Origin of the sequence: Dysgonomonas massiliensis (assembly GCF_900240225.1) — a bacterium.
In the GTDB taxonomy this organism is placed as follows: domain Bacteria; phylum Bacteroidota; class Bacteroidia; order Bacteroidales; family Dysgonomonadaceae; genus Dysgonomonas; species Dysgonomonas massiliensis.
Genome location: NZ_OEPV01000013.1, coordinates 17,574 through 32,092, shown reverse-complemented (window position 1 = coordinate 32,092; position 14,519 = coordinate 17,574). Strand labels below are relative to the sequence as shown.

Annotated in this window: 13 protein-coding genes; 6 read left to right on the top strand and 7 right to left on the bottom strand. The window is 36.3% G+C overall.

Annotated elements, in window-relative coordinates:
* Positions 1-2: 2 nt before the first annotated feature.
* Genes C1A06_RS12850 through C1A06_RS12830 form a run of 5 tightly spaced genes read right to left on the bottom strand, consistent with a single transcriptional unit; the run spans position 3 to position 4,730 of the window.
* Positions 3-788, bottom strand: coding sequence for a 4Fe-4S dicluster domain-containing protein (locus C1A06_RS12850; RefSeq protein WP_101690619.1), 786 nt, complete (start codon positions 786-788; stop codon positions 3-5).
* The gene (locus C1A06_RS12845; protein WP_101690618.1) at positions 781-1,260 is read right to left on the bottom strand and encodes a hydrogenase iron-sulfur subunit; all 480 of its coding nucleotides are present in this window, start codon (positions 1,258-1,260) and stop codon (positions 781-783) included. Before C1A06_RS12845 ends, C1A06_RS12850 begins: the two co-directional genes overlap by 8 nt.
* A 20-nt stretch (positions 1,261-1,280) precedes the next feature.
* Positions 1,281-3,275, bottom strand: a complete 1,995-nt coding sequence (locus tag C1A06_RS12840; protein ID WP_101690617.1) for a CoB--CoM heterodisulfide reductase iron-sulfur subunit A family protein — start codon at positions 3,273-3,275, stop codon at positions 1,281-1,283.
* 17 nt (positions 3,276-3,292) lie between these two features.
* Positions 3,293-4,138, bottom strand: a complete 846-nt coding sequence (locus C1A06_RS12835; RefSeq protein ID WP_101690616.1) for a CoB--CoM heterodisulfide reductase iron-sulfur subunit B family protein — start codon at positions 4,136-4,138, stop codon at positions 3,293-3,295.
* A gap of 46 nt (positions 4,139-4,184) precedes the next feature.
* Positions 4,185-4,730: a 4Fe-4S dicluster domain-containing protein gene (locus tag C1A06_RS12830; RefSeq protein ID WP_101690615.1), complete on the bottom strand. Its 546-nt coding sequence runs from the start codon at positions 4,728-4,730 to the stop codon at positions 4,185-4,187.
* Positions 4,731-5,435: 705 nt separating this feature from the next.
* On the opposite strand from C1A06_RS12830, the gene C1A06_RS12825 reads away from it, so the two are divergent.
* Complete coding sequence (locus C1A06_RS12825; protein WP_159461420.1) at positions 5,436-6,257, top strand: pentapeptide repeat-containing protein; 822 nt, start codon at positions 5,436-5,438, stop codon at positions 6,255-6,257.
* Between the two features lie 58 nt (positions 6,258-6,315).
* On the opposite strand, the gene C1A06_RS12820 is transcribed toward C1A06_RS12825, so the two are convergent.
* Positions 6,316-7,515, bottom strand: a complete 1,200-nt coding sequence (locus C1A06_RS12820; protein WP_101690613.1) for an FAD-dependent oxidoreductase — start codon at positions 7,513-7,515, stop codon at positions 6,316-6,318.
* Between the two features lie 181 nt (positions 7,516-7,696).
* On the opposite strand from C1A06_RS12820, the gene C1A06_RS12815 reads away from it, so the two are divergent.
* The 5 genes from C1A06_RS12815 to C1A06_RS12795 all read left to right on the top strand — a co-directional run bounded on the left by C1A06_RS12815 (position 7,697) and on the right by C1A06_RS12795 (position 13,728).
* Positions 7,697-9,811: a TonB-dependent receptor gene (locus C1A06_RS12815; protein WP_101690612.1), complete on the top strand. Its 2,115-nt coding sequence runs from the start codon at positions 7,697-7,699 to the stop codon at positions 9,809-9,811.
* A gap of 2 nt (positions 9,812-9,813) precedes the next feature.
* Positions 9,814-11,049: an MFS transporter gene (locus tag C1A06_RS12810; RefSeq protein ID WP_101690611.1), complete on the top strand. Its 1,236-nt coding sequence runs from the start codon at positions 9,814-9,816 to the stop codon at positions 11,047-11,049.
* On the top strand, positions 11,042-12,409 hold the full coding sequence (hemN, locus tag C1A06_RS12805) for an oxygen-independent coproporphyrinogen III oxidase (protein WP_101690610.1): 1,368 nt from the start codon (positions 11,042-11,044) through the stop codon (positions 12,407-12,409). Before C1A06_RS12810 ends, hemN begins: the two co-directional genes overlap by 8 nt.
* Before the next feature lie 159 nt (positions 12,410-12,568).
* Positions 12,569-13,294 carry a protein-L-isoaspartate(D-aspartate) O-methyltransferase gene (locus C1A06_RS12800; RefSeq protein WP_245872076.1) on the top strand — a complete coding sequence of 242 codons (726 nt, stop codon included), beginning with the start codon at positions 12,569-12,571 and terminating at the stop codon, positions 13,292-13,294.
* A gap of 254 nt (positions 13,295-13,548) precedes the next feature.
* The gene (locus tag C1A06_RS12795) at positions 13,549-13,728 is read left to right on the top strand and encodes a hypothetical protein (protein ID WP_101690609.1); all 180 of its coding nucleotides are present in this window, start codon (positions 13,549-13,551) and stop codon (positions 13,726-13,728) included.
* A gap of 49 nt (positions 13,729-13,777) precedes the next feature.
* On the opposite strand, the gene trxA is transcribed toward C1A06_RS12795, so the two are convergent.
* Positions 13,778-14,080: a thioredoxin gene (trxA, locus tag C1A06_RS12790; RefSeq protein ID WP_101690608.1), complete on the bottom strand. Its 303-nt coding sequence runs from the start codon at positions 14,078-14,080 to the stop codon at positions 13,778-13,780.
* Positions 14,081-14,519: the final 439 nt, after the last annotated feature.

The window sequence follows — 14,519 nt, the reverse complement described above, 5'->3', positions numbered from 1 at the left end:
GCTTATAGAATAAATGTTTCCTTATCTTCGGGTTTGAATGTTGATAGAACATTTCCATTACCATTTTCATCTCCGAAATTTAATTTTACCAATTCCGACATTTTATGAGTTAGCAAATGTATTGGTAATCCAAGTGGGCAAGCTGCACCGCACGATCCACAGTCCGAGCATCTTCCGGCCATATGCATTACGCGGTTTATTTGCCATTCCATATTGGGTAATGTTGCCGACCATGGTTGAATCCATTGCGGACGATTCACTTCAATGATGCATCTCGAACAGTAGCACATTGGGCATGCTGCACGACAAGCGTAACATTTGAAGCATTTCGACATTTCGTTTGTCCAGAACTGCCAGCGTTCTTCCAAGCTCATACTGTCAATTTGCTTTATCAAATCCTCTTCCGTTTGCTTAGGGGGCGGAGTCATTGTGGTTAGAAACTGCGCGATATCATCTTTGGTATCTAACTCTTTTAACTTGTCGTTGTCAAGAACAAATACTTTTATATTTTCTTCTATTAGCTGGTTTTCATTAAAGAGTTGAGCAATACTTTTCAGCGCATAATAGGATGCTGCAATACCTACCTTTTTATCTTTGACCAAATCTTTATGAGTAAGATATACAGCTAAATTACCCGTACATCGTTCATCAAAGATGAGGTTTTCTAAATCGTCTTCCGATTCGGCCAGAATAGGGCGGGGGATACGTGTCCCTTCTTCATAAGCTATGAAAATATCAACTATGTTTTCAGCTAATAATTGTTTTGCTTTTTGTTTCAATTCATCCATGTACGACCTCCATTTCTTCAGCTAATTGTTCTTCATTACCTGCCAAGAATTGAGCTGCTCGTTTATATTCTTCATATGGGCCTAGTTCGCGAATATCTGCTACAGTTGTATTGACGATATCAGCCCATTTTGCACCTTCGGCTGCCGATACCCACGAGAATTTTATACGACGGATATCTATTCCCATAAAATCAAGTAGGCTTCTGAAAAGTATCCAACGGCGGCGAGCATGAAAGTTTCCCGAAGTGTAGTGACAATCGTTGGGATGACATCCCGATACAATTATACCGTCACAACCATTTGCAAATGATTTTAGGAGCAACATAAAGTCTATACGTCCCGTACAAGGGAAGCGTACAATTTTTACATTCGAAGCATATTTTATTCGGCTGGTTCCAGTCAGATCGGCTCCGGCATATGTACACCAGTTGCAAACAAAGGCTAGTATTTTAGGTTCAAATTCGTTATTCATAATTTTGTTGCTTTATAATCTTACAATACAGCCATAACTTCGGCGAACATCTGTTCATTGGTAAATCCATTGATGTCTATCGATTTTGATCGACAGAACGAAACGCATGTTCCGCATCCCTGACATAGACTTGGATTTACTTTGGCTACAGTCTTGATTAATTTACCACTTCTGTCTCTGATTTCTTCATGTTCGATTGCCTGATATGCACAAGCTGTTTCGCACAAGAAACATCCGACACATGTTGATACTTCGTGTGATGGAATTCTATTGACAGTTGCAACAACCGGTTCACGGGTTAATTCATCATTCGAGAATAAACCAAGTACTTTTGCTGCTGCAGCAGAAGCCATAGCTACAGTTTCGGGAATATCTTTTGGTGCCTGACAAGCTCCGCATAGATATATTCCGGCTGTATTTGTTTCTACCGGTTTTAACTTAGGATGAGCTTCTGCAAAGAAATTGTATGCATCGTATGATATATGCATTTTCTGAGCAAGTTCCTCCGAGCCTTTGTTGGCTATACCGGCACTGGCTAATACTACCATATCGGCTTCTATCTCAATAGGTCTACTACCCAAAAGGGTATCTACACCATTGACAATCAATTTACCATTCTTTTCATACACGCGCGCTACTCTGCCGCGGATATAATGAGCTCCGTCTTCTTCTATAGCACGACGTGTAAATTCTTCGTAGTTTTTACCGCCAGCACGAATATCCATATAGAAAACATACGAATCTCCGTCATGAACTTTATGCTGATAGAGCATTGCATGCTTTGCAGTATACATACAACATATCTTCGAGCAATAAGGAATTCCTTTAGCGGGATCGCGTGATCCGGCGCATGCTACGAAAACTACTTTTTTAGGAATAGCACCATCCGATGGTCTGCGAATTTCGCCTAAAGTAGGTCCTGATGCTGATGCCAAACGCTCAAATTGCAATCCGGTTATCACATCTTTGTATTGACCATAACCATATTCGGGGAAAAAGTCGGGATTCAGTACATTAAATCCGGTAGCTGTAACGATAGCTCCAACTTCTTCGACAATGAATTCGTCCTCTTTGTCAAATTCAATAGCATTTGTTGGGCAGAATTTTTGACAGACTTTGCATTTCCCTGTTTTGTAATACTTGCAGTTTTCTTTGTCAATAACCGGTTTGTTGGGCACAGCCTGAGGAAAAGGAGTATATATTGCAGTACGTGTTCCTAATCCTTCATTAAATTCGCTTGGGATCTTTTTGCTCGGACATTTGGTCATACAAGTACCGCAGCCAGTACAAGCTTTCGGATCAACACTTTTTGCTTTTAATCGAATAGTAGCAGTAAAATTGCCGATAGAGCCTTCTAATTTCTCGAGTTCGGCATAGGTGTACAACGTGATGTTCGGATTTTGGGCTACATCAACCATCCTTGGAGTTAAAATACATTGGGAACAATCTAGGGTCGGAAACGTTTCGGATAGTTGTGACATGTGGCCACCGATTGAAGGCTCTTTCTCGACTAATATAACTTTATGACCTGCATTGGCTATATCAAGGCTGGCTTGTATGCCGGCAATACCTCCGCCAATGACTAGGGCTTTTTTCGAAATTGGAACTTTTATTGGGCTCAATGGTTTGTTGAGCTTTGTTTTTTCGACTAACATGCGAACAAGGTCGATTGCTTTTTGGGTTGTTTCATCACCTTTTTCGTGTACCCACGAGCAATGTTCGCGCAAGTTTGTCATTTCACACATATAAGGGTTTAGCCCTGCTTCTGCACAAGCTTTACGAAATGTAGGCTCATGCATTCTAGGAGAGCAGGCGGCGACAACTACGCCGGTCAAACCCTTTTCTTTGATAGCTTCTTTTATGATAGTTTGTCCTGGATCGGAACACATGTATTTGTAATCAACACTAACTTCGACTCCACTTATTTTAGAGGCTTCTTTAGCTACTTTTTCACAATCTACAGTTGCACCTATATTCTCACCGCAGTGGCAAACGAATACACCTATTTTAGACATGATTTAATTTCTTATATTTAAGTAAATGATGGAGCAACGAATAATTTCTTGAGACCTAGTTCTTTTTGATTAAGACCAACAGCAAGTCCGATAGCTTGTGTTATGTAAATCACTGGGATATTTGATTTCATAGCCAGATAACTATCTATTTGAGGACGGCGCATATCTAAGTTTGTTTGGCACATTGGGCATGCTACAATAATGGCTTCGGCACCTCTGTCGGTTGCATCTTTTACTATTTTGCCTGATAACTTGGCTACGATATCGGTACGAGATACTGAAAAACCAGCTCCGCAGCATTCAGTTTTGTATCCCCATTCCATAGAGTTGGCTCCTATTTTTCGCATTAATACGTCCATTGACTGAGGATCTTCAACTCGGTCAAACTTTAGAATGTCGTGAGGGCGAACCAAAAGACAGCCATAGTAGCATACTACCTGATGAGCAAACGGATTTACAACCTTTTCTTCTATCTTGTCTGCAATATATTTTTCAATAAACTGCATAACATTCAGGATCTGAATATTCCCAGATAATGGCATTTTCAGAATGTCAGAGATTCGTTCTCTCAATTCGATATTCTCGTTCAGTTTGTGTTGGGTTACACTCAAGCGATTATAACATGCTGCGCATGGAACAACTATTTCTGTACGGCCTTCTTTCTCGGCCAGAGCAAGGATGCGTGCCGGTAACGCAATTGCAAGCTCATGATTCAGATTGTGTGCTGCTGTTGCACCACAACAGTTCCAATCTTTAATCTCAACGAGTTCGATGCCGAACACTTTGGCTAAGGCTAATGTAGATTGGGCATACTCTGATGATGTGCCTTTGAGTGAGCAGCCTGGATAAAATCCTATTTTCATAACTTTGATGATATTGAGTCTTCACCTCGAGGGTGATTGGCTGTTTTTATTTCTTTGTTTGTGAGAAGATTGTGGAAATTTGTTTTCTATTCTTTACAATCTCAGGTAAGAGGGGTAGCTTTCCTTTCATAAACATACCTGGAGCAATTTTCATATCTTGAAGCAGGTTCAGTGTTTTCATTTTATATTCAGCTACTAGTCCTATTTCATATAAGCGTCCTGTCAAGCGGATAGAGTCTACGAACGAGCTATGGAAAGAAAGTATGTTTTTCGATTTTTTGTTTACTGTGTTCTTTTCTATGGCTTGTTCACGTAAATAATCCATGAGTTTAGGAATATCTATTTGCATAGGACAGCGCGTTAAACAATTTTCGCACGATACACACAGCCATATTGATTGGGAATGTAGTATTTCATTAAAATCTTCTTCACTATTTGTCTGTAGCATTCTCATCACCACACTTGGTGGATAGTCCATTTCTTCATTTACAGCACAACCCGCAGAACATTTTCCGCATTGATAGCAACGATTTACATTGATTGCTGTATTGGATTTGATTTCTGATATGTAATCATTTTTTAGTGTGGACATATTTTTAGGTTTTGATTTTATTCCTTTATTTATGCTTGATTTGCTTGGTTTTGCTAACTCTACTTAGCAATTTCGAGTAAATGTAATTTATATATCAGACATAGACAATATTTATAAGTATGTTTAAAAGCATTGTTTTGTAAAGTCTACTTTGCAAAATCGACGTAAATTGCATTATGAATGGCAGATAACTCTTAAAATTAAAAAATGATAAAATTATCAGATATCTTATATTGTTGTCTATAAGATGACTTATCGATATTTAGATGTCTTTTTGTGGAAATAGGTGTTGATCGTTTGGATAAATGATAAATAATAGATGGGTCGATTGGAGATAGTCCACAAATAAGTAAGTGTGTTGCATGTCCTTGTATATTGAAACAAGTAAGTTATTAGTCTTGACGAGCTGAGGTTTCCGCCATAGTAATGACAAAAATATTTAGTATCTTTGTAGTTATACAATTTACAAACCATAAAGGCTTGGAAAAAGCTATACTCTAATAATCTATAAAAATTGATTTGAATAAGATTTGGAAACATTCGAAGAATGCTTCCGAGTCATTTTATGCTATTATGAATAAGAGAAGAGAAACATTTGCGACAGTCATAAGAAAAAACAAAGATGTAATTTCAAAATTATATTATAAACATATTTTTTTGATAATTATATCCAGTACGTTGATAATCAGTATAGCATTTTATTTTATGGATGCACATATATTGATGTTTGGCGATAATGAAAATTCTTTGGGAGAATATGTAAAGACTGTAGCGACTGTATTGGGTGGTGCGTTGTTGATCTTAGGACTATCAATAAACAATAGGCGTGTAGCAGAGCAGACACGAAGAAATGATATTGCAGAAAGAGGCCAGTTGAATACGCGTTTCAAGGATGCGGCGACGCTTCTTGGTGGAGAACATGTAAGTACTATTTTGTCGGGTGTGTATGCCTTGCATCAAATAGCAGAGGAATCTTACGGGGAAGATCAATATCAACAAGGGTATGTAAATGTAATACATGAAATATTGAGTGCTTATATTCGTGAGAATACTGCAACGATTGAAAATAAAGATAATGGTAAAGCATGGCGAGTGAACGAAAAACCTACGGTTGTTATTCAGACCATTATGTCTGTTTTGTTCAAGAATGAAAGGTCAATCTATAAAAACCTAGTCACAGACTTGTCGGATTGTGTATTTGAAGATATTAATCTGGATGAGGCAAATTTGGTAGGTGTTGATTTTTCGCGGACGAAGTTCATTCGTTCCAGTCTAAAAAGCTCCAACTTCGAGTCGTGTTATCTGGAGGAGGTATTTATAGATGATGTGGACTTTTCTAAAAGCAAATTTTTTCAAGTAATATTTGATCATTCGTTTATACGAAGTACAAAATTTACAGATACGGAAATCGAAAATACTGATTTCTGGGATGCTTCACTAGAGGATGTTAATTTTGAAAAAGCAAAATTAACTAAGGTTGATTTCAAGGATGCAAAATTTAGCAATATAATAGGGCTAAAGTTGTAATATAGCAGAACACCGATTATTGTAGTTTTCGGAATGCAATAAGGATATGAACAATATACTATTTATATCTCCTCTGTTCATCTAAAGCTCTATTGACACAGTCTTCGAGCGAAAGTCCATAGAAATAGTTTCCAACAATATAAATGTTATCATCGATACGAGCATTTTCAATCTGCTGCTCCATATTAATGTGTTCTTTTCGTAATGAGGGAAGACTATGTCTCATGCTTATATGTTCTATTATATCTTCAGGCTGTATGCCTAATACTTTACATATTTCGGACTCTTTACCCTCGAAAGTTGCATTGTCGCCCATGAAGTGGAATACAAATGCTCTCAGATCATCATGGTCAATGAGATCGCGGGTAACTACCGACATAAAATTATCGCTCACAGGAATAATTCCGGCTATAGGCTTTATTTTACAAGCATCTTTTTTGACAACTATTGCTATAGTTGTAGATTTCGACATCTCTATTGTATTCAGCAGTTTGGATACCGCAGGCTCTATATCCTTTAATAATGATGAGGTTGTTTTTGACTCTGTGGCAAATGCTATACGTTTTGTCAAAATCGTTTGTCCATCATTGGTTTTAAGTAAATAATCGCCGCTGTCCGATTTTTTGATGTCGGTTATATAGGTTTCAAATTGAATCTGAATATGTAGGTTGTCAACCAGAGATTGCAAGAAAGAAGAAATCCCTTTTTGAAAGCTAAATTTCCGAGGAAAATTCTCATTACGGCCATTTCTTCGTTTCAAGAATAAGTCTGCCGGGTATAAGTCTGCCGGTTGGCAAATTACGGCTCTGAATGCTCTGGAAAATAATTTTTTGTAGTTTTTTGCTCCTACGATAGGTGTGAAATATTCTTGAACAGTTTTGTCTGTCCGATCTGCTGTAAAGTAGCGAAAAAAGTGTGTTAGCATCGATAGGTAATTGACTTGAGATGCTATGCTTTTTAGCTTTCCTTCTTTGTATGTTATATAACTCCCCTTGCCTAATTCTTTTACAATACTTTTATCATCGAGTATCGTCAATAAGGATGTATAAGAGTTGTAGCAAGTGTGCGCACCTAATTCGAACCAGAAATTGCCATCAGTCTTAGATATATAACTTTGAATATGACCTCCAATTCTGTTTTCTTTTTCAACAATCAATATGTTTTGCCCTTTATCTTTAAGTGAAGCTGCAAATGAAATTCCGCTAATACCTGCACCAATGATGATACAGTCATAAATCTGTTGATTGTCGATACTCATAGTTACTGTTTACTTATATTGAGATGATTCTTATGGTAGTTCTGATACTATGCAAAAATACGACTTTTAGAGTTTCCTGCAATAGAAATACGAATCAATAGTTATCACTACATCTAGTGATTGACATTTCTTTTTTCATTCTCTACTTTTGTAAATATAAAATTAAACTATAAAAATAATTATGCTTAACCGTTTTGTTCGGACTTTTGCTTTATGTGCATTAGTCTGCAGTTTTTCCTTAAATCTCGAAGCACAGTCGTTACCTGCGATTACTGATGATATCCACTCAGAAACAGATTCGGTAGTAATGGAATATGTGGGAAAAGAAGTCGTTGTAGAAGGTTTTAAACAAAATAAAAATCTGAAAACGATGCCTGTTTCAGCATCCGAATTATCGTCAGGAATTCTTGAGGAAAGAAATATCGTTAATCTGAAAGAAATTTCATCTGTAGTTCCGAATCTCTTTATCCATGAGTACGGATCTAAGAAAATATCACCGGTTTATATCCGTGGAATTGGTTCGCATAAAGATATGCCGTCAGTAGGGTTATATGTTGATGGTGTGCCATATTTCGATCGCACAACGTTCGATCTAGATATTAGCGAAGTAGAGAATATTGAAGTGTTGCGTGGACCTCAAGGAACAGTTTATGGGCGAAATACGATGGGAGGTATAATAAACATACAAACTAAATCTCCTTTCAAATATCAGGGTACAGACTTGGGATTAGGTATGGGCAACTATGATAATTATGAGGCTCGATTGTCGCATTATGGCAATGTGAAACAGAAATTTGGTTATGCTGGATCTGTCAAATACAATCATCAAGGTGGATACTTTAAGAATATTACAAAAAATAAAAAGGCGGATCCTTTAGATGAAGTAGCCGGACGTATCAGGCTGGAATGGAAAGCAACAGATAGACTAACCCTAGGTTTAACTTCAAATTATGAGTATCTTGATCAGGATGGATATCCATATAGTGAATATAATATTGATACGAAAGAATTAGCTCCAATCAGTTATAATCGTGATAGTTATTTTCGACGGAATACATCAACAAGCGGATTTAATGTAAAATATCTTGGTGATGGCTATAAATTAAGTTCTCAATCGTCATTTCAATATTATGATGGATTGCAAGGTCTAGATCAGGATTTTACTGCTGCAGATGTTGCATATACAAAGTTTTATCAGCGACAGCAAATGTATTCGCAGGAAGTAAATATTCAATCGCAAAATACAAGTAAATATCAATGGCAGTTTGGTGTATTCGGATTCTATCAGAATTACAAACAGCAAAGCGATGTCGACTACTATGGGAAAAAAGCAGGAAGAATAACTGATGCACATAATCCGACTACTGGATTCGCATTGTATCATCAATCGAGCTTGAATGACCTTTTTATCCCTAATCTAACTCTTAGTGCAGGTATACGCTACGATTGGGAAAAAACAAAATCGGTTACAGATACAACGAATATAGATGGATATAAGAAGGAATTTGTAAAAGGAAATTGGAAGAAAAATATTTTCTCGGAAATAACGCCAAAAGTATCTTTGCAATATACAATAAATAATCATGGAATGGTATATTCTTCTGTCTCTAGAGGATATAAAACAGGAGGCTTTAACAATGTAACTAAACGAGATGAACCCAAAACTTACGATTCCGAACATAGTTGGTGTTATGAGATTGGGTATAAGGCTGATCTGCTTAAAGGATTAGTATCTTATGATTTAGCATTATTCTATATTGACTGGGAAAATCAGCAAGTGTCGCAAACTCGTGCCGAAGGTGCACCTTTGGTGACGAATGCCGGAAAATCAGCGAGTAAAGGTGTTGAGTTCAATACACAGATCAATCCGTTTAAGAATTTTAGTATACAACTGTCATACGGATATACTCATGCTAAGTTTAAAGATTATAAAAAGTCTGAAACTGTAGTTTATAATGACAACTTCTTGCCGATGGTTCCTCGAAATACTTTCAGTGCAGGGGCAAATTATAAATGGAATGTCAATAATATTTTGGTTGATAATATTATCTTTAATGCCCAATATGTAGGAGTAGGAAAACTATATTGGAATGATGCAAATTCTTTAGATCAGCCATTTTATGGAGTGATAAACGGACGAGTTGCATTCGAGAGAAAAAATGTGTCATTCGATTTCTGGATGAAAAATATTGGTTCGGAAGATTATCTTACTTATTATTTTTCTTCAGGCCCAAAATCTTATGGGCAACGATCTAAACCATTTACATGCGGAGTAAACATAAGTTGTAAGTTCTAAGAATGCTATTTGAATATAATAAGAAAGGCAAATTATTCACATTTCTATGTTTGTACATTGCCCAATCAATACCGATGAGTTTTTTCTCAACGGTATTGCCTGTTATTATGCGTCAGCAAAATTTCTCGCTCGAGATGATCGGGATGTTGCAGTTGCTTAAGTTACCATGGATACTTAAATTTCTGTGGTCACCGGGTATTGACCGCACAACGAGAAATCTGAATGATTACAAACGTTGGATTTTCTCATCCGAGCTGATTTATGCCAGTATTATTTTGGCTGTTTCATTTCTCGATTTTCAGACAACACCTTATCTTATACTTTGCCTGATTGTGCTCTCATTTATAGCTTCAGCTACTCAGGATATAGCTACAGATGCATTAGCTGTTGTTTCTTTTAGCAGTAAGGATAAGAGCATGGTAAACAGTATGCAATCTATTGGGAGCTTTTCGGGAGCTATGATTGGTGGCGGTTTACTTCTGCTGATGTACTCGAAAATAGGCTGGAGTAATTTATTGCCATTTTTGGCGATATTTGTTATAATAGCACTGATTCCTTTATTCTTCTTTCGCTCGAGTGCAGGAAGTGAAGTGTACCACAAAGAGGTAAAGTATAAGAAGCCTGAATTAGATGATTTATTGGGTTTTTTCAAACAAAAGGGGATTTACAAACAGATTATATTTCTATTCTTTTATTATGCCGGATTAATAGGGATCTTGGCCATGCTTAAACCCATGTTGGTTGACTATGGATATAATATGAAAGAGATTGGTATTATGTCCGGAGTCATAGGAACTTCTATTGGTTGTTTAACTTCGTTTGGAGCTGGATTCTTAGTGCGAAAAATTGGAGTGTTTAATGCCCGAATCATATTTGCTGCTCTAGTACTTTTTTCAACTATCTATTTTTACTGTTTGGTCAATTATATGCCTATCAATACGGCAACTTTGCATCTTGGTATTTGTACCCTTTGGGGTAGTTACGGAGCTGCTACAATTGTTGTTTATACGACAGCTATGGAGTCGGTTCGAAAAGGATTCGAAGGTACAGATTTTACGATTCAAACGGTTGTAACTCATCTGAGCGGTATAATAATGGGTGTAGGTTCTGGGAAAATAGCAGGGATGATCTCTTATAGTGGGCTCTTCTGCGTAGAAATCTGTATAGCAACCACTTCGCTGCTTTTTATTTTGCTTGCATTTAAAAGACCTATCTTAAAAACTGAAAGTGATGAATGATTATTTATTAAAAAAATACGGTGTAGCTGTACCAAGATATACAAGCTATCCACCTGCAAACTTCTTTCATGAGGGGTTCGAGTCGGAACACTATAAGTCGGCAATAGTAGAATCGAATACAGAAAATCCGCAACATATATCAATCTATATTCATATACCTTTCTGTTTTCATATCTGTTATTATTGTGGATGTAATTCGCAATTGTTTCAAGGACGCAGTTTTACCGAACGATATATCAAAGCTCTGAAAGATGAGATAAAGATGGTTATACCCCTCTTGGATAAAGGTCGCAAAATATCTCAAATTCATTATGGCGGAGGTACACCTAGCGCTCTACCTGTAGCTACACTGAAAGAATTGAACGATATGTTCCTTTCGGAATTTGAAACGATTGATAATCCTGAGATAGCTATCGAATGCCATCCCGGATATTTGAATGAAAAATACTGGCATGATTTGATTGCTGCCGGATTTAATCGGATAAGTCTGGGTATTCAGGATTTTGATGAAAATGTTTTGAAGGCCTGCAATCGGAAAAGCCCTCTTTTGCCTATTGAACATATAGTAGAAATACTAAAGGCAAATCATATTCCAGTGAATATGGATTTTATATACGGATTGCCGCTACAAACAGCCGATTCATTCAGAAAGACGATAGAAAAAGCACTAACAATGCAGCCCGAACGAATAGTGACTTTCTCATATGCGCATGTTCCGTGGGTAAATGAATTGCAGAAGAAACTGGAGGACGTTGGCTTGCCTGCACCAGAAGTTAAAGAGGCAATGTATTCGACAACGAAAGAAATATTATCATCCAATGGGTATAGTGTTGTCGGTTTAGACCACTTTGTGCTCCCTTCGGATGAGCTGTTCACTGCAGCCGAAGACGGAAAGCTACGCCGTAATTTTCAGGGATATTGTACAGCTCGGACAACCGGGCAGGTATATGCTTTCGGAGTAACTGGTATTAGTCAATTGGCCAATTCTTATTTTCAGAATACAAAGGATATCAATACTTATTTGGAAAGTATAGAAAAAGGAATTTTACCAGTATGGAAAGGTTATGAACTATCGTTGGACGAACGAGTTACACGTGAAGTTATTTCAGAATTGATGTGTAATTATAAGATCAGATGGGCAGATATTGCAGATATATTTAAGATGGATATAGAGCAAGTTCTTACGAATATAAATTATGATATCAATAAGTTAAATGAATTTTCGGAAGATGGTCTGATCCATTTTAATGATTTGGAATTGATAATGCATTCCGATGCTCGTCCTTTCGTGCGAAATGTTGCAGCATCATTTGATAAATTATTACTAAATACTGATAAACAATTCTCGAAAACATTATAATTGTTTCCGAGCATAATTTTAGCTATACATCTATAGATCAATGTTATTTTGATTTATAGATGTTCTTTTTTATGGGGATATATCGATGTAAAAGATTAACTTTAAGGAGTACACATTATTTATCGACCATTTATTTCGATTATGAAAGCTCTATTTGTTATGTCACTAGTTGTATTGCTATTTAACCTAGTATTTGCATCTTGCCAAAGTAAAAAAACGAATGACGAAAAAGTTGTAGTTATGACTCAAAACTCGAAATATCAGAATGAAATAAAATCCTTGATTACAGAATTGGATAGGAAAGGAATCAAAGATAAGAGGGTTATTGCAGCCATAGAGACTGTTCCCAGACATGCGTTTGTAAGTGAAAGATTGAAAAGTCGTGCTTATGAAAATTCTCCTTTACCTATAGACAAGGATCAGACAATCTCCCAACCATACACCGTTGCATTTCAAACCGATTTACTCAAGTTGCAGAATGGCGACAAAGTGTTAGAAATAGGAACGGGGAGTGGCTATCAAGCTGCCATACTCTGCGAGATGGGAATGGACGTATATAGCATTGAGCGGCATTTATTATTACATGATAAGGCTAAATTACTTCTTGATAGTCTAGGTTATAAGGCTCATTTATTTTATGGCGATGGTTATAGAGGATTGCCAGATCAAGCCCCGTTTGATAAAATACTGATAACAGCCGCAATTGGTGAAGTTCCGTCGCAACTCTTAGAACAAATGAAGATCGGAGGTTTACTCGTTGCCCCTATTGGTGATGATTATAGTCAAGAGATGACTGTAATTGAACGTTTGGCCGCCGATGAGTTCCGAAGAACAAAACATGGAACGTTTGTTTTTGTGCCTATGATTAAAGGTTTAGGTGAATAGTTTATTTAGCGATTACCGATTAGATTATCTATATACTGTAAATGCGTTCTTTGAAAAATGACAGTAGATAACAACTCATAAAACTTGAAATTTGTGTATACAAGTGTTACTTTTTATTCGTTGATGTCTATAACTGTGATAAATACAAAATAATCACGTATATAGTTAAAATTCGAATATTGATCTGTAAAAAGATGAGTAATCGATAAAAATTATTATATTTAGGTATCGTCTAATCTTAAAATATAATTGATATGAAAGATTTAACTTGTTCAGTTTGCCAAAACCGATTTAAAGCTTCACTTCAATATATTGATGATGGAGAATGGTATTATAAATGTCCTAAGTGTGGAACCTTGTTCGATGAGCAAAATAATGCTTATACGAAAAATGAAGAAGATTATTATGAAGAGGATGAAAATCTTGGTAGTTGATAAAAAATTAAAAAGGTGAAGATTTTTCTTCACCTTTTTATATACAGATTTATTCGGTCATAAAATACTTAATTTGCTGTAACAACGAATTTTTATCCATTCCTCCCGAGTGTCGCCAAAGGATTTCTCCTTTTTTGAAAATTATAAAAGTCGGTACACTCTGTATCTTGTAATTAGCGGCTACAGATTGATTCTTATCAACATCTATTTTTAGTACACGAGCTGTACCGTTCAATTCTTTTGCAATTTCATCTACTATTGGAGTCATAGCTTTACATGGGCCACACCAAGTAGCATAGAAGTCTACTAATACCGGCTTATCTCCACCGATTATATCTTTAAAAGTTTCCATAGTTCTGTTGTTTATTATTATACATCTAGTTATATATTATATATTATATATAGATATACAATAAATATGCCAATCTTTATTTCTGCATAATAGCGATTTGAATATGAAACATCTATTCGTGATAGAGAGAAAAATAATAATATAATTTTTATTTATGATATGTTATATTTTATAAAAAAATATATAGCTTTGTCGTAAGTCTTCATTCGAGTAAGATGTCTGTAATAATTAAATTAAAATAAAGATGAAACGAAAACTTAAAGAGTATCAGTTACAGCAGCGACAGTCTGCCCGGTTATTAAATGCAAATCAAAGCTTTACTACAATCATCTCTACTATTACTACTACTACTACTCGAATGTGCTGCTGTTGCTGCATGTGCTAATTGTCATATTCTAAGACAAGACGCAATTCTATAATTTTCATCCTTTCGAATAGG